This window comes from Streptomyces toyocaensis (genome assembly GCF_000725125.1).
Taxonomy (GTDB): domain Bacteria; phylum Actinomycetota; class Actinomycetes; order Streptomycetales; family Streptomycetaceae; genus Streptomyces; species Streptomyces toyocaensis.
The window spans coordinates 88,780-110,145 of sequence record NZ_JFCB01000007.1 but is presented as its reverse complement, the minus strand read 5'-3'; the positions used below and the strand labels follow the sequence as shown (position 1 = coordinate 110,145).

At 72.8% G+C, this 21,366-nt stretch carries 19 protein-coding genes and 2 tRNA genes; 10 read left to right on the top strand and 11 right to left on the bottom strand.

The annotated features are described in order from the left end of the window. Positions 1–67: 67 nt before the first annotated feature. Both BU52_RS10675 and BU52_RS10670 read right to left on the bottom strand, forming a co-directional pair. Positions 68–1,081: an SEC-C domain-containing protein gene (locus tag BU52_RS10675; RefSeq protein WP_037931868.1), complete on the bottom strand. Its 1,014-nt coding sequence runs from the start codon at positions 1,079–1,081 to the stop codon at positions 68–70. A gap of 63 nt (positions 1,082–1,144) precedes the next feature. After that, positions 1,145–2,563, bottom strand: a complete 1,419-nt coding sequence (locus BU52_RS10670; RefSeq protein WP_037931865.1) for an MFS transporter — start codon at positions 2,561–2,563, stop codon at positions 1,145–1,147. Positions 2,564–2,703: 140 nt separating this feature from the next. Between BU52_RS10670 and BU52_RS10665 the strand changes: the two genes are divergently transcribed. The 3 genes from BU52_RS10665 (at position 2,704) to BU52_RS10655 (ending at position 4,460) form a co-directional block, all read left to right on the top strand. Beyond that, positions 2,704–3,240 (top strand): winged helix-turn-helix transcriptional regulator, encoded by a 537-nt coding sequence (locus BU52_RS10665; protein ID WP_037931862.1) that lies wholly within the window; start codon positions 2,704–2,706, stop codon positions 3,238–3,240. Positions 3,241–3,309: 69 nt separating this feature from the next. Further along, positions 3,310–3,627 carry a DUF6412 domain-containing protein gene (locus BU52_RS10660; RefSeq protein WP_037931859.1) on the top strand — a complete coding sequence of 106 codons (318 nt, stop codon included), beginning with the start codon at positions 3,310–3,312 and terminating at the stop codon, positions 3,625–3,627. A gap of 116 nt (positions 3,628–3,743) precedes the next feature. Then, complete coding sequence (locus BU52_RS10655) at positions 3,744–4,460, top strand: YidC/Oxa1 family membrane protein insertase (protein ID WP_037931856.1); 717 nt, start codon at positions 3,744–3,746, stop codon at positions 4,458–4,460. A 160-nt stretch (positions 4,461–4,620) separates the two neighbouring features. Here BU52_RS10655 and BU52_RS10650 read toward each other — a convergent pair whose 3' ends face one another. Beyond that, complete coding sequence (locus tag BU52_RS10650; protein ID WP_037931854.1) at positions 4,621–5,121, bottom strand: heme-degrading domain-containing protein; 501 nt, start codon at positions 5,119–5,121, stop codon at positions 4,621–4,623. Then, positions 5,118–6,194 (bottom strand): Gfo/Idh/MocA family protein, encoded by a 1,077-nt coding sequence (locus BU52_RS10645; protein WP_037931850.1) that lies wholly within the window; start codon positions 6,192–6,194, stop codon positions 5,118–5,120. The genes BU52_RS10650 and BU52_RS10645 overlap by 4 nt, the downstream gene beginning before the upstream one ends. 56 nt (positions 6,195–6,250) lie before the next feature. Here BU52_RS10645 and BU52_RS10640 point away from each other — a divergent pair, with 56 nt between their 5' ends. After that, positions 6,251–7,390, top strand: coding sequence for an ROK family transcriptional regulator (locus BU52_RS10640; protein ID WP_037931847.1), 1,140 nt, complete (start codon positions 6,251–6,253; stop codon positions 7,388–7,390). A gap of 305 nt (positions 7,391–7,695) precedes the next feature. Here the strand turns inward: BU52_RS10640 and BU52_RS10635 are convergent, their stop codons facing one another. Together BU52_RS10635 and BU52_RS10630 are read right to left on the bottom strand one after the other, a co-directional pair. Beyond that, on the bottom strand, positions 7,696–8,958 hold the full coding sequence (locus tag BU52_RS10635; RefSeq protein ID WP_037931844.1) for an RNA polymerase sigma factor: 1,263 nt from the start codon (positions 8,956–8,958) through the stop codon (positions 7,696–7,698). Beyond that, entirely contained in the window at positions 8,955–9,317 is a 363-nt protein-coding gene (locus tag BU52_RS10630) for a YciI family protein (protein WP_037931841.1), read from the bottom strand. The genes BU52_RS10635 and BU52_RS10630 overlap by 4 nt, the downstream gene beginning before the upstream one ends. Positions 9,318–9,704: 387 nt before the next feature. On the opposite strand from BU52_RS10630, the gene BU52_RS10625 reads away from it, so the two are divergent. From BU52_RS10625 to BU52_RS10615, 3 genes are all read left to right on the top strand, one after another. Next, entirely contained in the window at positions 9,705–10,484 is a 780-nt protein-coding gene (locus tag BU52_RS10625) for an HAD-IIA family hydrolase (RefSeq protein WP_037931838.1), read from the top strand. 108 nt (positions 10,485–10,592) lie between these two features. Continuing rightward, positions 10,593–11,288: a sortase domain-containing protein gene (locus tag BU52_RS10620; RefSeq protein ID WP_107061132.1), complete on the top strand. Its 696-nt coding sequence runs from the start codon at positions 10,593–10,595 to the stop codon at positions 11,286–11,288. Between the two features lie 424 nt (positions 11,289–11,712). Further along, positions 11,713–12,750 carry a glycoside hydrolase family 6 protein gene (locus BU52_RS10615; RefSeq protein ID WP_037931835.1) on the top strand — a complete coding sequence of 346 codons (1,038 nt, stop codon included), beginning with the start codon at positions 11,713–11,715 and terminating at the stop codon, positions 12,748–12,750. Between the two features lie 74 nt (positions 12,751–12,824). Here the strand turns inward: BU52_RS10615 and glxA are convergent, their stop codons facing one another. From glxA to BU52_RS10600, 3 genes are all read right to left on the bottom strand, one after another. Then, complete coding sequence (glxA, locus tag BU52_RS10610; RefSeq protein WP_037931832.1) at positions 12,825–14,765, bottom strand: radical copper oxidase GlxA; 1,941 nt, start codon at positions 14,763–14,765, stop codon at positions 12,825–12,827. Further along, positions 14,762–16,795, bottom strand: a complete 2,034-nt coding sequence (locus BU52_RS10605; RefSeq protein ID WP_037931829.1) for a glycosyltransferase family 2 protein — start codon at positions 16,793–16,795, stop codon at positions 14,762–14,764. Before BU52_RS10605 ends, glxA begins: the two co-directional genes overlap by 4 nt. 464 nt (positions 16,796–17,259) lie before the next feature. Further along, positions 17,260–17,333 (bottom strand) — tRNA-Lys (locus BU52_RS10600). 189 nt (positions 17,334–17,522) lie between these two features. On the opposite strand from BU52_RS10600, the gene BU52_RS35925 reads away from it, so the two are divergent. The 3 genes from BU52_RS35925 (at position 17,523) to BU52_RS10585 (ending at position 20,358) form a co-directional block, all read left to right on the top strand. After that, on the top strand, positions 17,523–18,407 hold the full coding sequence (locus BU52_RS35925; RefSeq protein WP_107061131.1) for a peptidoglycan-binding protein: 885 nt from the start codon (positions 17,523–17,525) through the stop codon (positions 18,405–18,407). Positions 18,408–18,483: 76 nt separating this feature from the next. Beyond that, the gene (locus BU52_RS10590) at positions 18,484–19,629 is read left to right on the top strand and encodes an SPFH domain-containing protein (protein ID WP_037931827.1); all 1,146 of its coding nucleotides are present in this window, start codon (positions 18,484–18,486) and stop codon (positions 19,627–19,629) included. A gap of 123 nt (positions 19,630–19,752) precedes the next feature. Next, positions 19,753–20,358 carry a lytic polysaccharide monooxygenase auxiliary activity family 9 protein gene (locus tag BU52_RS10585; RefSeq protein ID WP_037931825.1) on the top strand — a complete coding sequence of 202 codons (606 nt, stop codon included), beginning with the start codon at positions 19,753–19,755 and terminating at the stop codon, positions 20,356–20,358. Positions 20,359–20,407: 49 nt separating this feature from the next. Here BU52_RS10585 and BU52_RS10580 read toward each other — a convergent pair. Together BU52_RS10580 and BU52_RS10575 are read right to left on the bottom strand one after the other, a co-directional pair. Beyond that, positions 20,408–20,481, bottom strand: a tRNA-Lys gene (locus tag BU52_RS10580). A gap of 104 nt (positions 20,482–20,585) precedes the next feature. Next, complete coding sequence (locus BU52_RS10575) at positions 20,586–21,344, bottom strand: IclR family transcriptional regulator (RefSeq protein WP_037931823.1); 759 nt, start codon at positions 21,342–21,344, stop codon at positions 20,586–20,588. Positions 21,345–21,366 lie beyond the last annotated feature (22 nt).

The window sequence follows — 21,366 nt, the reverse complement described above, 5'->3', positions numbered from 1 at the left end:
AGGTAGGAGCCACCCCTATCGGAGCGCCCGCCCGCCGGACCCCGGCGGGCGGGCGCACCGGTGGCGTTCAGCCGGCGCCGTGGCAGTCGCCGTACGTCCGGCCCGAACCGCACCAGCACGGCGCCGACCGCTCCGGCGGCCACGCCACCGCACGGCCCCGGGCCGCCAGCGTCGTCGCGTACTGCGGGAGCAGGGTCGGGTCGGCGGGGGAGCTGAGCTCCGAGGCGGCGAAGGCCTCGTACGACGGCACGGTCCCCGTCACGATGCCGAGGTTCGCGGTGCCCGAGGAGGCGAGTTCGCGCAGGGCCGCCTCTATCGTCGCCAGGTGGGCGTCGTAGGACGGGTACTCCCGCGCCAGGTCCGGGTACGCCTCCGTCAGCTCCGCCAGTTCGCCCGCCGGCCAGTGCAGGACCGCCACCGGGAACGGGCGCGACAGGGCCTCGCGGAACGCGCCCAGTTCCGCGCGCAGGCGGACGATCTCCGCCTCCAGCTCCGCCGGGTTCTCCGAGCCCAGGGACCACACGCGCTTGGGGTCGTGGAGTTCGTCCAGGGTGATCGGGAGGGAGTGGACGGTGTCCGCCAGGGCGTCCCACTCGTCGTGCGCCGCGCCGAGCATCCTGCGGACGCGGTGGCGGCCGAAGAGGAGCGGGTGGGTGGGGCGCGGGGGCGCGGTCCCGTCGCGCAGGAGGAGGTGCACCGCCTGCGTGAACGTCTCGTGCGCCTGTTCCAGTTCGTCGTGCGACTCCAGGGCCTCCGCGACGATCACCCAGGGCGCGGGGTCGCGCGGGGCCGCCGTGCGGATGCCGGTGATGATCGCGCGGGCCTCCGCCTCGTGGCCGTACTCCCAGAGGTTCGACGCCTTCAGCGCGCGGACCAGGTACGGCTGGTCCAGGGCCGCGTCCGAGGCCAGCAGGCGGTCGTAGAGGGCGGTGGCGGCGGGGCGGTCGCCGGAGAGCTCGCGGTGGGCGGCGGCCCGCAGGAGCAGGGCCTCGGCGTCCTCGGGATAGAGATCGGCGGTCCGCTCCAGGCGGGCGGCTTCGGCGGTGTGGTCGACGTTTTCGGCAGGCGTGTCGGGGCGCATGGTGGACACCGTACTGCCGAGGGGTGACAGAAGGTGAGAGCGCCGGGGGGCCGGGGGACTGCCTCAGGCCCGTTCCCGCAGGCCCACGACCGCCACCGCCGCCACCAGCGCCAGGACCGCCGAGACCACCATCGCGATGTCCGTGCCCCGCGCCACCCCGCCGCTCGACGAGGTCGCGACGGCGATGGTCAGGGCGACGCCGGCGCAGGAGCCGACGTAGCGGAAGGTCTGCTGGGCGCCGGAGCCCATCGCGGCCCGGGCCGGCGGGACCGATTCGACGGCGAGCAGGGGGAGCGCCGCGTTGAGCAGGCCGCTGCCGACGCCCGCGACGACCATGCCGGGGACGAAGCGGGCCGTCGAGCCCGCGCCGACCGCGCCCAGCATCGTCAGGACACCGCCCGCGTGCAGGACGAAGGCGATCGCCAGCTGGACGCGGGTCGGGACGCGGCCGGCCAGGCGGCGGGCCTGGAGGGCGACGACGAAGGCGAGGCCCGCCCACAGCAGGGTCAGCCAGGCCGTGTCCATCACGGACATGCCGAGGCTGCGCTGGAGCACCGCCGGCAGGAAGCTGAACAGGCCGATCACCGAGAGGCCCGTGAAGAGGCCGCCCAGGGAGGAGGCGAGGAAGCCCCGGCGGCGCAGCAGGGACAGGTCGATCATGGGGGTGGTCGTGCGGCGCTCCACCAGGGCGAACGCGGCCAGCAGCGCGACGGCCGCCGTGAGCAGCAGCCACACCGGTGGGCGCAGCCAGCCGTCCCGGCCCAGGGTGAGCGCCGCGACCAGGGAGACGAGGGCCAGGCCGAAGGTGACGGCTCCGGCGAAGTCCGGCCTGCCTCCGCGCGGGGAGCGGGATTCGGTGAGCGCGCGGGTGCCGAGGGCGGCGGCGATCAGCGCGGCGGCACCGAGGACGCCGTAGACCGCGCGCCAGTCGGGTATCGCCGCGGCGAGCAGCGGGCCCACCGCGATACCGCCGGTGACGAACGCGCCCCACACCCCCGTCGCCCGCAGCCGGCCGCCCGGTGTCGGGAAGGCGTGCACGATCAGGCCGAGGCTGCTGGCCAGCAGCGCCGCGCTGGCCGCGCCCTGGGCGATGCGGGCCAGGGTGAACAGCCAGGTGGTGGTGGCGAGGGCGCCCAGTGCGGTGGTGACGCCGAGCGCGAGCGTGCCGGAGACGAAGATCCGGCGGCGGCCGTAGTCGTCGGCGAGGCTGCCGGCGACCAGGAGCAGGGCGGCGAGGCCCAGCGGGGTGCCGTTGAGCAGCCAGGCCTGGGCGGACAGCGGGGTGTGCAGGGCGGCCGCGGTGTCCGGGAGCGTGACGATCGGCGCGGTGTACGTCATCAGCGCCACGGCGGTGGCGGCGCTGGTCAGCGCGAGCGTGGCGCCGGGGCGCGGCGGCGGGGCCTGGAGGGGCGCCGCCTCCGGTCGTACGGACGTCGGTGCGGTGGTCTCCGCGGTCGCGGGGGAGGAGTCGGTGCCGGTCATGTCGGTCAGGGTCCTCTGCGGGATCGGCTCGCCGGGGCGAGAGCTTCCGGCAGGTGGATTCATTCATTGAACCTACCTGGGTGCGTCACCGTAGCAGCCTCGGTTCGGTCATTGAACCAACTTGGCGGAAAGTGGTTACAGTGGACGGCATGGCACTGGGCAAGGACTACGCGACACAGGAGTGCTCGATCGCGAGCGCCCTCGAGGTCATCGGGGAGCGCTGGACGCTGCTCGTCATCCGCGACGCGTTCTACGGCGTGCGGCGCTACAACGACTTCCTCGTCCACCTGGGCATCCCGCGCGCGGTCCTCGCCGCCCGCCTCCAGACCCTGACCGCGCAGGGCATCCTGGAGAAGCGCCGGTACCAGGAGTCGCCGCCCCGGGACGAGTACGTCCTCACCGACCGCGGCATCGCGCTGTGGCCCACCCTGTGGGCCCTCGGGCTGTGGGGCCGCGAGCACCTCACGGGGGTCCGGCTGCGCGCCTTCCGGCACGCCGACTGCGGGACGGACCTCGGCCGGTACGGCGAATGCCCGGCCTGTGGAACCGTCGTACCGGTGCCGGACGTCGAGGTGGTGCCGGGGCCCGGACTCAACCAGGAACCGGCGGATCCGGTCAGCCGGGCGCTGCTCAGGCCGAAGCGGCTGCTTCAGCCCGTCGAGGTCGATCCGGTATAACTCCGGTACGGGCAGGCCGGCCACCGGGCGGGACGAGAGGGAGGGGGACGACGGGTGACGTGTCATCGGGTGACCGCGTGTTCCGGCTTCTCCGTGCTCCTGCCGCTGCTCCAGGTCCTCCCGGTCCTCCTGCTCCTGCTGCCGGCCGCCGGTGGCCTCTCCGTGGTCGACGTCGCGCTCGCCGCGACCGCCGCCGCCGGGACCGCGCTCGCCGTCTGCGCGCTCGTCGCCGCGCGCTGCGCGCCCGCCGTTCCGCCCACCCGGGTGCGTACGGCCATCCGCGACCGTGACCGGCGCACCGCCTTCCTGCCTCAGCGCGACCCCGACGCCAAGGGACGCACCCGCCCCCGAGCGCCCGGACACGCCCTCCCGGCGACCGCCGCGTAGGGCACCTTCACCTTCGTTCACCACGCCCCGCTGCGGGTCGTCATGCCGCCATCCCGTACGTCCGTCCCGGCTGTCCCGGGACTTCCGGCACGACGAGACCCCCGGAGGGCTCACCCATGTCCGTCTTCGCCAGCCTGGTCGAACACCTGGCCGACCTGCTCCAGCCGCTGTTCGGCGTCTCCGCGGCGGCCGCCGCGATCGTCCTGTTCACCGCGCTCGTACGCCTCCTCGTCCACCCCCTCTCCCGGGCCGCCGCGCGCGGTCAGAAGGCCCGGGCGGCGCTCCAGCCGCGCATCGCCGAGCTGCGCCGCAAGCACCGCCGCGACCCCGAGAAGCTGCAACGGGCCGTGCACGAACTGCACACCCGGGAGAAGGTCTCGCCCCTGTCGGGATGCCTGCCGAGCCTGCTCCAGCTCCCCGCCTTCTTCCTGCTGTACCACCTGTTCTCCAGCGAGACGATCGGCGGGCGCGCCAACGAACTGCTCGGACACCGCCTGTTCGACGCGCCGCTCGGCGGACGCTGGGCGGACGCGCTCGGGGACGGCGGGGTGTTCGGCGGGCCCGGTCTCGTCTACGTCGGGCTGTTCACGGTCGTCACGGTGGTCGCGTGGTTCGGCTACCGGCTGTCCCGGCGGATGATGGCCGCCCAGCCCGTGGTGCCGGCCGCCGGGGACGGCGAGCAGGTGCCGGGGCTGGCGGCGGTGACCAGGGTGATGCCGTTCATGTCCTTCTTCACGCTCGTCACCGTCGCCGTCATGCCGCTGGCGGCCGCGCTGTACATGGTGACCAGCACGACCTGGAGCGTGGTGGAGCGGGCCGTGCTCTACCGGTGAACTCCCCCGGCGCGCGGTCCAGTGGCTTGAGCGGGGGCCTGGGCGGGGGGCCTGGGCGGGGGCCTGGGCGGGGGCCTGGGTTTTCGCCCCCGCCGCCCCTTCCCGTCCCGTCCCTGGGGGCTTCGCCCCCAGACCCCCTTCTGCGCAGTTCCCCGCGCCCCTAATTGTCCTGGGCCTGGGTCAGGAAGTGGGTCAGGGCTTCCACCACCAGCTTGTGGTCCTCTAGTTGGGGGAGGCCCGAGACCGTGACCGCGCCGATGACGCCCGCGCCCTCCACCGTGATCGGGAAGGAGCCGCCGTGGGCCGCGTAGGTGTCGGGGTCGAGCCGGGAGGACTCCTCGAAGGTCGTGCCCTTGGCGCGGAAGCGGGCGCCCACCAGGTAGGAGGCGGCGCCGTAACGCTCGACCACCCGGCGCTTGCGGGCGATCCAGGCGTCGTTGTCGGGAGTGGAGCCGGGCAGGGCGGCGTGGAAGAGCTGCTGTCCGGCGCGGTGGATGTCGACGGCGACGGGAGCCCGGCGCTCGCGGGCCGTCTCCACCAGCAGGGAGCCGAGCGCCCAGGCGTCGTCGTACGTGAACCGCGGGAAGACCAGGCGGCGTTCCTGGGCCTCCAGCTCCTCCAGGGTCGGAGCGGGTTCCGGGGTCTGGTTCGGGGTGGTCACAGGGTCACCGTCACCTTCTCGTGGGCGGAGCGGCGGGCCGCCTCCAGTACGTCGAGGGCGGCGGCCGCCTCCAGCGCGGTCACCGGGTTGGGGCCGCCGGACAGCAGGGCCCGCGCCACGGCCGTGTAGTAGGCGGGGTAGTCGCCCGGGAGGGTCGGTACGGGGCGTCCGCCGCCGGTCACCGGGGACTCCCCGGAGCCGACGCGGCCCCACAGCTCCTCCGGTTCCCTGCCCCAGTCCGCGCCGGACGCTCCGGGGCGCAGGCCGTCGCGCAGGGCCGCTTCCTGCGGGTCGAGGCCGTGCTTGACGTAACCGGCCTTCGAGCCGAGGACGCGGAAGCGCGGGCCGAGCTGGGCCGTGGTCGCGGAGACGTAGAGGTGGGAGCGGACACCGCCGGCGTGCGTGAGCGCGATGAACGTGTCGTCGTCGGCTTGCGCGCCCTCGCGGCGGATGTCCGACTCGGCGTACACGGAGGTCACCGGGCCGAAGAGGACCAGGGCCTGGTCGACGACATGGCTGCCGAGGTCGTAGAGGAGACCGCCGATCTCCGAGGGGTCGCCGGACTCGCGCCAGCCGCCCTTGAGCCGCGGGCGCCAGCGCTCGAAGCGGGACTCGAAGCGGTACACGTCGCCGAGTCCGCCCTCGTCGATCAGCTCGCGCAGGGTGAGGAAGTCGTTGTCCCAGCGGCGGTTCTGGAAGACGGAGAGGAGCAGGCCGCGCTCCTCGGCGAGCGCCGCCAGCTCGCGCGCCTCGGCCGCCGTGCCGGCGAGGGGCTTGTCCACGACGACCGGCAGACCGGCCTCGAGGGCGGCGGTGGCCAGCGGGACGTGCGTCCTGTTCGGGGACGCGACGACGACCAGGTCCAGGTCGCCGGCGCGGGCGAACAGCTCGTCCGGGGCCGCGGCGAGCGTCACGTCCGGGAACTCGGCGCGGGCCTGCCGCTGCCGCTCGGGGTTCGAGGTGACCACCGTGTCGAGCGCGAGGCCCTCGGTCGCGGCGATCAGCGGGGCGTGGAACACGGAGCCCGCGAGGCCGTAGCCGACGAGGCCGACGCGGAGGGGAGTGCCAGTCATGGGCCCCACTTTCGCAACGCTGTTGCCAAAGTGCAAGCGGGAGGGAGAATGGGCGGGTGAAGAGGACGAACGAGAGCAGCGGCGGGGGACAGCTGGGGGCGAACCTGCTCGCTCTGCGCAGCCACAACACCGCGCTCGTGCTGGATCTGCTGCGGTCCGCGGGGGCCGAGGGCATCAGCCGGCTGGAACTGGCCGAGCGCACCGGTCTCACCCCGCAGGCGGTCAGCAAGATCACGGCCCGGCTGCGGGCGGACGGGCTCGCGGCCGAGGCGGGGCACCGGGCGTCCACGGGCGGCAAACCGCGCACGGTGCTGCGGCTGGTGCCGGAGGCGGGGCACGCGGTGGGTGTGCACCTGGACCGCGACGAGACGCGGGCGGTGCTGGTCGACCTCGACGGCGCGGTGGTGGCCCGGCGCGAGGCGCCGCTGGACCTCGGCGCGGGGGCGGAGGCGGTACTGGAGGCAGTGGCCGGGCTGGTCGGGGCGCTGCGGTCGGACGTCGCCGGGGGCCGTGCGCCGCTCGGCGTGGGGGTCGCGCTGCCCGGGCCGCTCGATCACCGGCGGGGCGTGCTGCACCGGGTGACCGGGTTCCCCGAGTGGGACGGCTTCCCGCTGCGGGACGCGCTGGCCGGCCGGCTGGGGGTGCCGGTGGCCGTCGACAAGGACACCAACGCGGCGGCGCTGGGGCTGGCGGTCGGGGGAGTGGGCGGTTCCTTCGCCTACCTGCACCTCGGTACGGGACTGGGGGCGGGGCTGGTGATCGGGGGGAGCGTGCACCGGGGGACGCGGACCGGGGCGGGGGAGTTCGGGCACCAGGTGGTGCAGCTGGACGGGCCGCCGTGCGGGTGCGGGGACCGGGGGTGCGTGGAGGCGCTGTGCCTGGGTGCCGTGGCCCGCGGTGACACGGAGGAGGCCGCTCGCGTGCTGGGGGTCGGTGCGGCGAACCTCGTGGGGCTGCTGGACATCGACCTCGTGCTGCTCGGGGGGCGCACGGTGGAGGCGGAGCCGGAGGCGTTCGTGCGGGGCGTACGGGGGGTGCTGCGGGCGCGTGCCGCACGCACCGGGGAGACGGCGGTCCCGGTACGGCCTGCCTCCGGCGGGGTGCTCGGGGTCGCGTCGGGCGCGGCGCAGTTGGTGCTGGCGCCGTTGTTCGGGCGGGGGAACGCCGGCCACGGGGAGGACCGGTACCGCGGATGACGGTGACGGCGGTCCCGATGCGGTCGCCGCGCAGGCACTGACCCGGTTCTCCTCCGCGCGGCGGGCGTTGCGCCGAGCCGGGACGACCGGGGCGCCCTGGCCGCGGCCTCCGCCGGCGCGAGGTCCTGCCGGGCGGTCGGCTGCGGGTGGGCCGGGACCCGCTCGCGGACTTCGTTCGTCACCGAGGGCCCTTTTCCGCACGGAAGACCGGACGCGATGCTGTCCCCTGTCGTCGAACGGTCCTCTTGACTGCGGGGCGGCAGACCACCTCGAGTGTCACACCCGCCCTCGGGTGCCACGGCGCGTCACGGGCGGGAGTCCAAGTGGTGGGCGCGGGCGCTGAGATGGCGGCGTTCGGGGGCGCTGGTGGTGCGGCGGGCGGCTTCGCGGTAGGAGGCCGCGGCGGCCTCGTGTTCGCCGAGGAGTTCGAGGAGGTGGGCGCGGGTGGCGAGCAGCCGGTGGTGGCGGGCCAGGCGGCGGTCGGCCTCCAGTGTTCTGACCAGGTCCAGTCCCGCGGCCGGGCCGTGGACCATGGCGACGGCGACCGCGCGGTTGAGGGAGACCATCGGGTTCGGCCCGAACTGTTCCAGGATTCCGTACAGGGCGAGGATCTGAGGCCAGTCGGTGGTGTCGGTGTCCTCGGCCTCGTCGTGCACGGCCGCGATGGCCGCCTGCAGTTGGTACGGGCCGACCCGGCCGCGCGGCAGGGTCCGGCTGATCAGGTCGACTCCCTCGGCGATGGCAAGGCGGTCCCACCGGGCGCGGTTCTGTTCCGCCAGCGGCACCACCTCGCCGGAGGGGCCGCTGCGGGCGGGGCGGCGCGCGTCGGTGAGCAGCATCAGCGCGAGGAGGCCCGCGGTCTCGGTGTCGTCGGGCACCAGACGGTGCAGCATCCGGGTGAGCCGGATCGCTTCGGCGGACAGTTCCGGCGCGGTCAGGCCGCTGTCGTCGGTACCACCGGTCGTGGTGTACCCCTCGTTGAAGACCAGGTAGAGCACGTGCCGCACTTCGGCCAGCCGCTCGGTGAGGTCGGCACCCTCGGGCACGGCCAGGGGGATGCCGGACGCCTTGACGGTCTGCTTGGCCCGGCTGACGCGCTGGGCCATGGTGGCCTCGGGCACCAGGAAGGCCGCGGCGATCTGCGCGGTGGTCAGGCCGCCGACCGCGCGCAGGGTCAGCGCGATCCGGCTGGCCGGTGACAGCGCGGGGTGGCAGCACAGGAACAGCAGGGCCAGCGAGTCGTCCCGGTCCGCGTCGGGCACGGTGTCGGCGGCGTGGCCGAGCAGTTCGGCCTGCGGAGTGGCCAGGGCGAGGGTGTCCTCGCGGCGTCGGCGGGCGCTGTCGCTGCGGATCAGGTCGACCAGCTTGCGGGAGGCGACGGTGACCAGCCAGCCCCGGGGATTGTCCGGGACGCCGGCCTCGGGCCACTGCAAAGCGGCCGCCAGCAGGGCTTCCTGGACCGCTTCCTCGCACGCGTCGAAGACGCCGTGGCGGCGGACGAGCGCGCCGAGGACCTGCGGCGCCAGCTCGCGCAGCAGGTCCTCGGCGGGGTGGCGCGCGGCGGTCACACGTCCGCCGCGGACTCGTGCAGCACCGGCCACAGCTCGACCGGCTCCACGTCGGCGAACGGCATGTCCGCGGCGATGGCTTGCGCCCGCTCCAGGCTGTCGCAGTCCAGCAGGTAGAAGCTGGCGATGTACTCCTTGGTCTCCAGGTACGGACCGTCGGTGACCGCCGGGACGCCGTCCTCGCGGCGTACGAGCTGGGCGTTGGCCGCGTCCGCCAGGCCGTAGGCGCCGAGGAGTTCACCGCTCTCGCGGTACTTCTTGTTGAACGCCTCCTGCTTGGCGATCGCCTTCGGCCACTCCTCGGCCGGGAAGGAGTCCCACTTGGCCTGGTTGCCGTAGATCATCGCGACGTACTTCATCTCGGGTGTCCTCCCTGTCTCGCACGCCCCGTCGGCGCGCTGTCACCCTTCAGTCGGAGCGGGACACGGCCTTCTCGACATCCGACGACACCTTTCTCGGAATATTTTTCCGCAGCCCCACTGAGCAGCCCGAACACCGACGCGACGGAGTGATCAACCTACAACCCGGGCTCCACACCGGCGTTGACCCGGCCCCCTGGTGAGGAGCCGGGCTCAGCCGCCGTCGTCTTCGTCCGGCTCGGCCGCGTCCGGGCGCGCAGCGGGTACGGGGCGCCGGCGGCCGCGACGAGTCGCGTGGCACGCTGCGCCGGACGGCCGTTCCCTCATGATCCGGCCTCTGTTTAGGCTGGGGCGCACGCAGACCGCGTACGGCAGGAGATCCCGCACATGGCAGACCGCAAGCCGATCGAATCGTGGCTCACCGACATGGACGGGGTGCTGATCCACGAGGGCGTACCGATCCCCGGCGCCGATGCCTTCATCAAGAAGCTGCGTGAATCGGGCAGGCCCTTCCTGGTCCTCACCAACAACTCGATCTACACCGGGCGCGACCTCCACGCCCGGCTGCGCCGGATGGGCCTGGAGGTCCCGATCGAGAACATCTGGACCTCCGCCCTCGCCACCGCCCAGTTCCTGGACGACCAGCGCCCCAACGGCTCGGCGTACGTCATCGGCGAGGCCGGACTGACCACCGCGCTGCACGACATCGGCTACGTCCTCACCGACCACGAGCCCGACTACGTGGTCCTGGGGGAGACGCGTACGTACTCCTTCGAGGCCATGACCAAGGCGGTCCGCCTGATCAACGACGGCGCCCGTTTCATCTGCACCAACCCCGACGAGACCGGCCCCTCCACCGAGGGCCCGCTCCCGGCGACCGGCGCGGTGGCCGCGCTGATCACCAAGGCGACCGGCAAGCAGCCGTACTTCGCGGGCAAGCCGAACCCCCTGATGATGCGCACCGGGCTCAACACCATCGGGGCCCACTCCGAGAGCAGTGCGATGATCGGCGACCGCATGGACACCGACGTCCTGGCCGGCATGGAGGCCGGGATGCAGACGTTCCTGGTGCTCACCGGTCTGACCAGGCCGGAGCAGGTGGAGAACTTCCCGTACCGGCCGTCGAAGGTCGTCGACTCGATCGCGGACCTCGTCGACCTGGTCTGACGCCGCTGCCGCGTACGGAGCCGTTCACCCGTACGGAGCAGTGGCCGCGGGCACGAGGATGCGGGGCGGGACCCGGAGAGGGACCCTCCAGGTGTCTGGAGGTTCACGATGGGTTCCCTGCGCATCACTGTCCGTGCGGGTGAGGGTCATCAGGGAGGCGTCCCGTCGGGCCGTGCCCCGTCCGGTACCGGACGGCCGCTCGCCGGTGTGGCCTGGCTGGTCCTGCTGCTCGGGCTGTGGCTGTGGGGCGGTACGGCGCCGGCCGGTGCGCCCGCGGGCCTGACCGGACCGACGACCGGCGACATGGCGGCGGCCGGACGTCCGCCCCGCGGCGCACCGCCCCCGGCGCACCACGCCGCCGTGCCGCGGCGCCTCGACATCCCCGCCCTCGGCGTCCGGGCGCCGGTGACCCCCGGCGGACTGGACGAGCACGGGGTCCTCGCACCCCCGTCGCCGGGCGAGCGGGCGGGCGCGGTCGCCTGGTACGCGGACGGGGCCGCCCCGGGCGAGCCCGGCACCGCGCTGATGGCCGGATGGCTGGGCGACGGACCCCGGCCCGCCGTCGGCCAGGAGGTCCGGGTGGTCCGCGCGGACGGCGAGGTCGCCGGGTTCACCGTGGCGGACGTGCGCGCCGTGGGCCGGGACGGGGCCGCTCCCGGCGCCCGCCGGACGGCCGGCGCCCCGCGTCGCGACGCACCGGCCGGGCCGAGGCTGACGCTAATCACCTGCGGCGGGCCCCACGACCGGGCGGCCGGCACCTGTACGGACCACGTGATCGTCGACGCCTCCCCGGCCGGCACCTGAGCGCCGGGGCCGATGCCCGCAGGGACCGCACCGGCGCCGTCGACCGCGCGGGCGGCACGGGCCGCGGGAGTGACCCGGCGGGCCGCGGGGGAGGCGGGGACGGTCCGGGGCGCGCGGCAAGCACCGGCGGGGAGGGCCCCGGCCGGGTCCGGGCAGGGCCCCGGCCGGGTCGGTACGCCCGACTCCGGAACCGGAGTCCGGCCGCACACAAGAGCGTTCGACGCCAAGCGCCGAGTCCGTCGTTTTCCGTGACCGCCGCAGGTGGACGTGGTGCGCGGACCCCACAGGAGCGGCGGACACCGGCCCGGCCCACCGGGCTGTAACAGCTCACGGACAAGGCGGGCCGGGCCGCACGGGCGCCGCGCCACGTATGTCAGGATTGGGGCTCGGCAGACATGGAACAAGTGCACCCAAGGGGGGTTGGATGTACGGCAGCAGGGGGGTCGGGGCGTTCGCCGGGAGGCGGGCGTCCGCAGCGGCGCTGGGGGCGGCACTGCTGGTCGCGGGGTGTTCCTCCTCCGGCGACGGCGAGGGGAAGGACCAGGGGGAGGCGGCCGACGCGGTCATCACGCAGCAGCCGAAGGAGGCCGACCCCTACTGGCTCAATCCCGAGGGCCTCGCCGTCCGGAAGGTCGCCGAACTCCGGCAGGACGGCAAGAAGGCGGAAGCCGAGCAGATACGCAAGATCGCTGAGCAGCCTGTCGGCGAGTGGATCAGCCCGGAGAACCCCGAGGAGCAGGCGCGCGGCTTCACCGAGGGCGCCGACAAGGTCGGCCGCACCGCGCTGCTGGTGCTCTACAACATCCCCCACCGCGACTGCGGCCAGTACTCGCAGGGCGGCGCCGGCGACGGTGACGCGTACCGCGCCTTCGTCGACGGGGTCGCCAAGGGCATCGGGGACCGTCCGGCGACGGTGATCCTCGAACCCGACGCGGTGCTGCACCTGGTGGACGGCTGCACACCGCAGCAGTTCCACGAGGAGCGCTACGACCTCCTCAGCGGCGCCGTCGCCAAGCTCAAGAGCCTGAAGAACACCAGGGTGTACCTGGACGCGGGCAACGCGGGCTGGGGTAACCCCGACCAGATCCACGGCCCGCTCAAGCGTGCGGGCGTCGACCGGGCCGACGGCTTCGCGGTGAACGTGTCGAACTTCTACTCCACCGAGGACTCCATCGCCTACGGCAGGCAACTGTCCGCCAAGTTCGGCAACAAGCCGTTCGTCATCGACACCAGCCGCAACGGCAACGGGCCCTACACCGAGGGCGCCGCGGACGAACGCTGGTGCAACCCGCCCGGCCGGGCGCTCGGCGAGACCCCGACGACCGATACGGCCGACCCCCTCGTCGACGCCTATCTGTGGGTGAAGCGGCCCGGAGAGTCGGACGGCGAGTGCAAGGGCGGCCCGAAGGCCGGCCAGTGGTGGGCGGACTACGCCCTGGCACTCGCCAAGGCCAGCGACTGAGCCGACGCGCACGGAGAAACGGAGAAGGGGCGCCCCCGTCGCGGAGGGCGCCCCTTCTCCCGTATCCGGTGCCGCTACGGCACCCGGACCCACTGGGCCTTGCTGGGTGTGCCGTCGCCGGTGTTGACGAAGAGCATGTACCAGCCCGCCTGCACCAGGTTCCGGTTCTCCGGGACCGTCACGGTGATCTCGTCCCCGTCGGTCTCGAAGTCCAGCGCGATCGAGCGCTGGTCCACGTCGGTGACGTGGGTCGAGGCGCTCGGCCGGATCAGCCGGACGCTCTTGACCGACGCGGCGTCCTTAGAGGTGAACGTGCCCGACCCACCGCGCTCGATGGTCTTCGGGCCGCCGGCGAGATCGGGCTGCGGGTTGTCGCCGTACAGGTACGGCGGGGTGTAGATCTCGATGCGCTGCTCGAACTCGCCCGGTTTGGTGTTGGCCTTGTCGGCGTAGAGCGAGTCGGAGCCGAAGACCATGACGCGGCCGTCGGGCAGCAGGAGCGATCCGGAGTGGTAGTTGCGGCCCACGAGCGGATCGGCGACCCGCTTGAGTGCGTTCTTCTCCGTGTCGTAGATCCGCGCCTGGAGGATGTTGGAGTCGCCACGGCCCCGGTAGTCCTCCGAGCCGCCCGTGATCAGCAGGTCGTCGTTGGGCAGGATCGAGGCCTGCGGGTAGCGGGTGCCCTTGTCCAGCGACGGGCCGTCCACGAACGCCGGCCGGTCGGCCTTGAGGTCGACGATCCGGGTCTTCTCGCTGGACAGCCTGGACTCGCCGACGCCACCGCCGCCGATCACCATGTACTTCTCGTCCTGCGCCGGCGGCAGCAGCACCGTGTTGGACGTCTCCATCATGTTCGGGTCGCTGAGACCGGGGATCTTGTCGAACGTGTTGGTCTCCACGTCCCAGACGCCCGGCTCACGGCCGACGTCGTCCGGCCCGTAGCCCGCGTTCGAACCCGAGTAGAAGACCTTGCCGTTCTGCATCAGGAACAGCGCCGGGTACGTCGGGAACTGGCGGACCTCGTCGGTGTAGGTCCACTTCTTGGTCTCGGGGTCGTAGACCTCGTTCTTGCCCGGGACCAGCTGGCCGATGTCGTCGAGGCCGGAGACGCTGAGGATCCTGCCGTCGCTCAGGGTGGTGAGCGTCGGGTACCAGCGGGACTCCTTCATCGGGTCGACCTTGATGTACTTCTCGGCGACCGGGTCGAACTCGAAGGCGTCGTCGATGCCCTGGAAGTCCTTCTTGTCCAGGGCGAGCTTCTCGGCGATGCCGTAGGTGTTCTTCGCGTCCTCGCCGGTGAGCCCCTGCACGCGGTAGTTGTCCTGCGTGCCGGTCGCGTACTTGGTGCCTTCCTTCTGCGCCTCGACGTAGGTGCGGCCGTAGCCCGCGGTGGTGCCCAGGAACGCGCCGGTCTGCTTGTCGAAGTTCTTCTTCGCCCGCGGGACGAGGACCGGGTCCTTCGAGACGAAGGTCTTGCCGTTCTCCTTGCCGACGAACCTGGTGCCGGCCGGCAGGGTCATCGGCTTGTCCGGGTTCTCGTTGTGGACGACCATCAGGCCGCCCGCCTTCTTCACGTCACCCTTGAGCTTCTCGTACCGCTTGGTGCCGCCGGCGATCAGCAGGTTGCCGTTGGCGAGCTGGGTGTGACCGGTGCAGAACAGGTCGGTGGGCGTCGGCACCTTCTTGATGGTCCCCTTGACCGGGTCCCAGATCCGGGTGTCGTACCGCTTCGCGTCGAAGTTGTCCTGGTTGTTGCCCGACCCCGCGACGAGCAGCACCTTGCCGGTGCGCAGCAGCGCCGCGTGGATCGTGTTCTGCCGGTACTCCTCGGGAAACTCGACGATCTCCCACTTGCCGTTCGCGGCCTTGTACTCCGGCTGGTTGATCTTGTACTGGTGGTATTTCTCGGTGCCGAAGCGGTACAGCCACGGCCCGTTCATTCCGGCCAGCGCTAGTACCACCGCCGTGCCTATCGCGATCCGACGGGCGCGACGGCGGCCTGCACGGTCAGTCATTCCTTACGTCCCCCAAGTCCACCAAGGGCGATTTGCATGGTCTGGTCGTTGCCGGGGGTGCCGCCCCCGGGCCCTCCCGGCCCTTCGGGGCCCCCTGATTCGCCCGGCGCGCCGTGGGAACCGGCCCAGCTGGGCCGGGCGTGCGGATGGTGCCGGCCGTCCTGCTGCGGCAGCTCCTGCGTCCGGGGCTCCTCGGCGGCCTCCGGCCGCCGGTCCCCCGGGTGGGTGCCGGGCTTCTTCCGGTCCTGCCGCATGCCGTGACGCCAGGCGAACATCGGCGCGGCGGTGATCAGCAGGGCGAAGGTCGCCCAGATGACCATCGCCGGGTGCGCGTGTCCGTAGACGAAACCCGCGGCGATGGAGCCGGCGAAGAGCAGGATGAAGTACCAGTGGTAACGGAAGGTTCCGAACCAGGTGTCCGGGCTCGCCGAGTCGCCCTTGGGCGTGACCACGAACTTGCTCTTCTTGCGCAGGACGGAGTCGATCAGCGCCTTCGCGTAGAGCGGGGCCGACAGCGCGGACATCACCATGCCGGCCACACCGCCGGAGCCCTCCGGCTCGTGCGGCGAGACGTTGTGACGGCGGTTCCAGACGTACAGACCGATCTGCAGGGCGGACGCGTTGCCGTAGAGCATCAGCCAGATCGTGGGGTCGATGTTCACACCCGAGGCGCCCAGGCCCAGGAACAGCGCACAGCTGAGGGCCGCCAGGATCCAGTTCAGGGCCGACATCGGGTAGAAGATGATCATCATCGTGTAGTTGAAGAGCTTGCTCGGCGGGAGCGAGTAGAAGCCCTTCCAGTACTGCCCGATGATCGTCTCGTACGTACCGCGCGACCAGCGCATCTGCTGGGTGAAGAAGTCCGTCCAGGCGTTGGGGCCCTCACCGACGGCGAGCACGTCCGGGGTGTAGACCGAGCGCCACTTCCGCCCCGTCGCCGGGTTCTTGTGGCGGTGCATCTCGAAGCCGGTCGCCATGTCCTCGGTGATCGAGTCGTACAGACCGCCGATCTGCTTCAGCGCCTTGATGCGCACGGCGTTGGAGGTGCCCACGAACATCGGCGAGCCGTAGCGGTTGCCGGCGCGCTGGATCAGGGCGTGGAAGAGGAACTGCTGGGACTCGGCGGCCTTGGTGACGAAGTTGTCGTAGTTGCCGTACACCTGAGGGCCGATGACGAAGCCGACGTCCGGGTCGCGGAAGAAGCCGAGCATCCGCTCCAGGTAGTTCGGCAGCGGCACGTGGTCGGTGTCGACCGAGGCGAAGAAGTCGTAGTCGTCGCCGTGGGCGTCGAGCCAGGCGTTGTAGTTGCCGTGCTTCGTCTTGGCGCGGTGGGCGCCCTTCTTCTGGTTCCACTTCGCGACGCCCTTGCGGGAGAAGTGGTGCACGCCGAGCCGGGCGCAGACCTCCTTCACCTCCGGATCGTCGCCCTCGTCGAGCAGCCAGACGTGCATCAGGCCCCGGTGGCGGATCTTGACGGCCGCCTCCAGGGTCTTCGTCACCATCTCCAGCGGCTCCTTGCCGGGCACGAAGGAGGTGAGGAAGGCCACGCGGGTGCCGGTCTCGGGCACCACCGGGATCGGGTCGCGGGCGACCAGGGTGGCGTGCGCGTTCGACAGCACGTTCATACAGCGGAAGAACTCGATCAGGCCGATCGAGACGAGCATGACCATGTCGAGGGCGGGCAGCCACTCGAACTCCACGTAGTCCCGCTCGGTCCAGTGCGAGGGCTGCAGCAGCCACACCAGCAGCACCAGCGACAGCACCGGGGCCGCGGCCAGCATCAGCGCGATGCGGATGCGGTGCGGCTCCTGGCCGATCAGCGAGCGGTACTGGACCTTGTAGGGCTTGTTCGGATCGGGCTGGGTGAGGGGACCCGCGAGCCGGCTGTAGTGCTCGTAGTCGTATCTCGGCAGCGTCTTCTTGAGCCGGCGGAACGCGCCCGTGTTTCCTGTCCGGTGGGCAGGCACCCTGAGCTGGGTGGTCTGGGACGGGTCGTCGTCCTTCCGGGCGCCCGTCGGCGTCGGCGTCATCAGTCATCCCCCCACACACGGCTCCGCCGCGTGTTTCGTCGCTTCCATACGTCCGCCCCGGTCCCCCTCGACCTTCACGGACGTGTCAGTGGTCGACCGCTGTCACCACGTCATCCACACTTTATAGACACCGCGCAGCGTCCTTCCGGTTGCATGATGCCCCCCTCGGCATCGCCCCGGAGACGGGACCCCTCGCCCCGCCTGGTCGGCAACCGGTTCCCGGCCCCCAACAGCCGCGTATCCACGGCATCGTGAAGAGACCAGGTTCTACGGTGTGCATCATGATCGCAAGGTGCGAAACGCGATGTACCCCGGACATACGCGCCCATTGTGACGCCCGAGTGGGACTCGTGGGGCCACAGTCCCATACGTGTGGCGAGGGGGCCCGCGTTCAGCGCGGGCGAGAGGATATCCGGCCAAAAACCGACGGGCCCCTCGTCTGCACGAGGAGCCCGTCCTGTCGGTGCGCCGCCAGGGACTCGAACCCCGGACCCGCTGATTAAGAGTCAGCTGCTCTAACCAACTGAGCTAGCGGCGCGCGCTGACGGCGTAACTCTACAGGACGCCGGAGGGTGCCTCCGACCACCGGGGTCCGCCGCACCTCCGGACCGGCCGCCGTTCCTCTACGTCATTCGGACCGTCACCGTGTGCGCGCCGGGAGGGCGGTTGCGAAACTGCCGTCGTGCACGGGTGTGGAGGAAATGAGCGGGCGTGTGAGGGGAATCGCATGGAGTCTCCGGTGTTCGAGGAATGCGGTCCGGCGGCGCACCGGACCGCCCTCGTCGTGGCCGCTGGAGCGTCCGCCGCGACCGGCGCCCCCGCGGCTCCCGCCGCGGCGTCCGCGCCCCCGCCCGTCCAGCAGACCGGCGGACCGGACGTTTCCGCAGGTCAGGCAGGTGGGCCGGGCGGCAGCCCGCAGGGACCGACGGCGACGTCACACGGGCCGGGAGGCCGGGTGGCCCCGGCGCGCTGTGTCCCGTACCGCCGCAGAGGGGTCACCGACGGTGCGGCGGGAGCGGGGGTCGTGGCCGCGGCGGTGCCGTCCCTCCTGCCGCCCCGGACGCCGTTCCCCAAAGTGGCCTGTTTCGGCCCCTGCGCGCACGGCTCCTCCGTGACGGAGCCCGGCCGCGTGCCGGTGCGTCGCGGTGCCGGGCGCTTCCACCGTTCCCCGCGGGGCCCGCGCAGGTCGGGCGAGGACCGCGTGGCGACCCGGGTGTGCCAGGAGGCGCAGGGCCGGCGGGGCGCCGCCGCCGACGGGCTGCCGGGGCCGTCGAGGTGGGAGCCGCTGGTGGCCGGCGCGGGCCGGGACGTCTCATCCGGAGCTTCCGCTTCCGGTTTGACCGGTGCGTCGCCCGCCCCCTCCCCGCTGGGGGTGCCGGGCTGTCCGGGGCGGGGGCCCTTCCGTCCCGGTGCCGAGAACATTCATGTCACCCGGCTCGGGAGGCAGCTCGTGCGGAAGGGGTTCGGCCGCCACCGCACCAGCGGGCCGGGGCCGCGCCGGTGCGAGGAGGGCCGCCGCACCGTGGGGGCCGTCCGGCGCGTCCAGGGCCGGCGCGGCGGCGCGGGGGACGGCTGCCCGGGCCCGGAGACCTGGCGGCGGCTCTGCTCATGACCCACCCCGGACGTCGGGGCCTTCCCGGCGTCCGGGTCCCCCGACGTGACATCTGGCGCGGAGGCTGGAGGCACGCATGACCACGACGACGTCCCACATCCCCGAGCACGTCCCCGAGCCCGGGGAGCCCTCGGACGCCGCGCCGGCCGTCCGCCCGGTCCGGCTCATCCACACCGAGTCCACCACCGAGATCCCCGTCCACCTGCTCTTCCGCGACGACCGGGGTGGTCGCGGCGACCGCGACCACCCCGCCCCCGAACCGGTGCGGCTGCGGCCGGCCGTCGTCACCCGCCGCCCGGGCACCGGGCGGGACACGGGGGAGCGGCCCCGCCCCGCCGTCCCCCTGGTCGACCCCGATCTGGTGGAGCGGCCCGCCCGGGTGCTGCCCGGTGCCGCGGGGGTGCTCGCCGGGCTGTGCGGGGCCGCCGGGTGCGTGGCCACCTCGTGGTGGGCGGGGGTGCTGCCGGCGGAGGCGCTCGGCCTCGCCGCGCGCGCGGGCGCGGCCGGACCCGGGCCCGCCCAGTGGGCGGCGTACGCGGGGGCGGGGGCCCTCGGGCTGTTCGGGTTCGGCGGGCTGGCCCGGGGGCGGACCGGGCGTGCCTGGGTGCTGGACCTGTTCGGCCGCTACCGGGGGACCGTCCGGCGGACCGGGCTGCTGTGGGTCAATCCGTTGCTGCTGCGCCGCAGGGTCGACGTGCGGCTGCGGCACTGGCGCGGTGAGCCGATGCGGGCGGCCGACCGGGGCGGGGTGCCGCTGCGGGTGGCCGTGCTGGTGGCGTGGCGGGTGCGGGACACCGCGCGGGCGACGCTGGGTGTCGAGGACCACGAGACGTACCTGCGCGCGTGCGTCGAGGCGGCGCTGCTGCGGGTGCCGCTGGCGGCGCCGGGCGCGGGGCGGGGCGAGACGGAGGCGGCGCAGGACGGGCTGACCCGGTTGGTGGCGGCGGACGCCGCGCCGGTGGGTGTGGAGGTGTTCGCGGTGCGTCCGGTGCGGGTGGAGTACGCGCCCGAGGTGGCCGCCGCGATGCACCGGCGCAGGATCGCGGCGCTGGACGCCCAGCGCCGGGCGAGCGTGCTCAGCTCGGTCGTGGATTCGGTGGAGGACACGGTGACCAGGCTCACGACGCGAGGACTCGTGGAACTGGACGACTGCGAACGCAAGGTGCTGGTGAAGGACCTGACGGTGGCGTTCTGCGCGGGGCGGGGGGAGACGGGTCCGTGAACCGGCGGAGAACGGGCCCTGCGATTGGTATGGACATGTTCAGCGCGCGACCATAATCTGAACTTGGTCTAGACCTACTTGCAGGCTCAGTGAAACTCCCCCACGTTCTCCAGGAGCGGCAGCATGCGCACACGGACCAAGATGTACGCGGCCGCGGTGGGACTGGCGACGACCGGAGCGCTCGTGCTCTCCTCCGGCGGTGCCAGCGGCCACGGCTACACCGATCTGCCGATCAGCCGGCAGAAGCTCTGCCAGAACGGCACGGTCACCAACTGCGGAGCCATCCAGTGGGAGCCGCAGAGCGTCGAGGGCCCGAAGGGCTTCCCCGCCTCCGGGCCCGCCGACGGACGGATCTGCTCGGCGGGCAACGCGCCGTTCGCCCCGCTCGACAGCCCGCGCACCCCCTCGGGCGGCGCCTGGCCCACCACTGCCGTGTCGGGCGGCCAGACCTACACCTTCCGGTGGCAGTTCACGGCCATGCACGCCACGACCGACTTCAAGTACTACGTCACCAAGCCGGGCTGGAACCAGGCCCACAACCTGTCCCGGTCCGACCTCGACCTCACGCCGTTCCTGACGGTGCCCTACAACGGCCAGCGCCCGCCGCAGACCCTGTCGCACAGCGGCCGTCTGCCCTCCGGTCTCAGCGGCCACCACGTGATCCTCGCGGTGTGGACGGTGCACGACACGGGCAACGCCTTCTACGCCTGCTCCGACGTCACGTTCTAAGCCCGACGACGTCAAAGGGCCTCTCGCTCCCACGAGAGGCCCTTCCAGGTGCGCCGCCAGGGACTCGAACCCCGGACCCGCTGATTAAGAGTCAGCTGCTCTAACCAACTGAGCTAGCGGCGCATGACTCCCGCCGTCCGCTTCCGCGGCCGGCGACAGAGAAAATAATACCCGGCCCGGGGCGATGGTTCCGACCACCGCCCGCGGGGCACGGGCGCTGTCCGGTCCTAGATCGACAGCGAGAGCAGCACCGGGGCCGCGTTGCGGTTCAGGGTGTCCGCGGCCCGGCGCAGCCGATGGGCGTGCTCGACCGGGAGGGACAGCGCCAGGCAGCCCACCGCGGAACCGGCCGTGACCGGTACGGCCGCGCAGACCGTGCCGACCGCGTACTCCTGGAGGTCCAGGACCGGAACCGTGGGCGGCTGCGACGCCAGCCGGGACAGCAGCAGCCGGTCACTGGTGATGGTGCGCGAGGTGAGCCGGGCCGGCCGGTGCCGGGCGAGGTGGTCGCGCCGGCCGTCGTGGTCGAGCTGGATGAGCAGGCTCTTGCCGACCGCCGTGGCGTGCGCGGAGCGGCGGAAGTCCACCCACTCGTTGACCTTCGGGGCGTCCGGGCTGTCCGCGTACTGGGTGACCGTGACCTCGCCGTCGATGTACCGGCTGAGGTAGACGGCGGCGCCCACGGAGTCGCGCAGCCGGTCCAGGGTGTGCTGGAGCTTCTCGCGCAGCGCCTGTGCGTGTCCCTCGGCGGAACCGAGGCGGGTGAAGGCGGCTCCGGCGACGTACGCGCCGTCGGCGATCTGCTCGACGTAGGCCTCGCGGCGCAGCATCCGCAGGAGGGTGGTCAGCCGCTCCGTGCCGATGCCGGTCTCGCGGGTGAGTTCGGTGTCGTTGACTCCTGCGCCGCGCCGCGCCACCGTCTCCAGGACGCGCAGGGCGTCCTGGGCCGAGTGGTGCGACGCGGTCGGCTCGTGCCTCGGCGCCACGGTGTCCCCCTGCGCTCGCTGT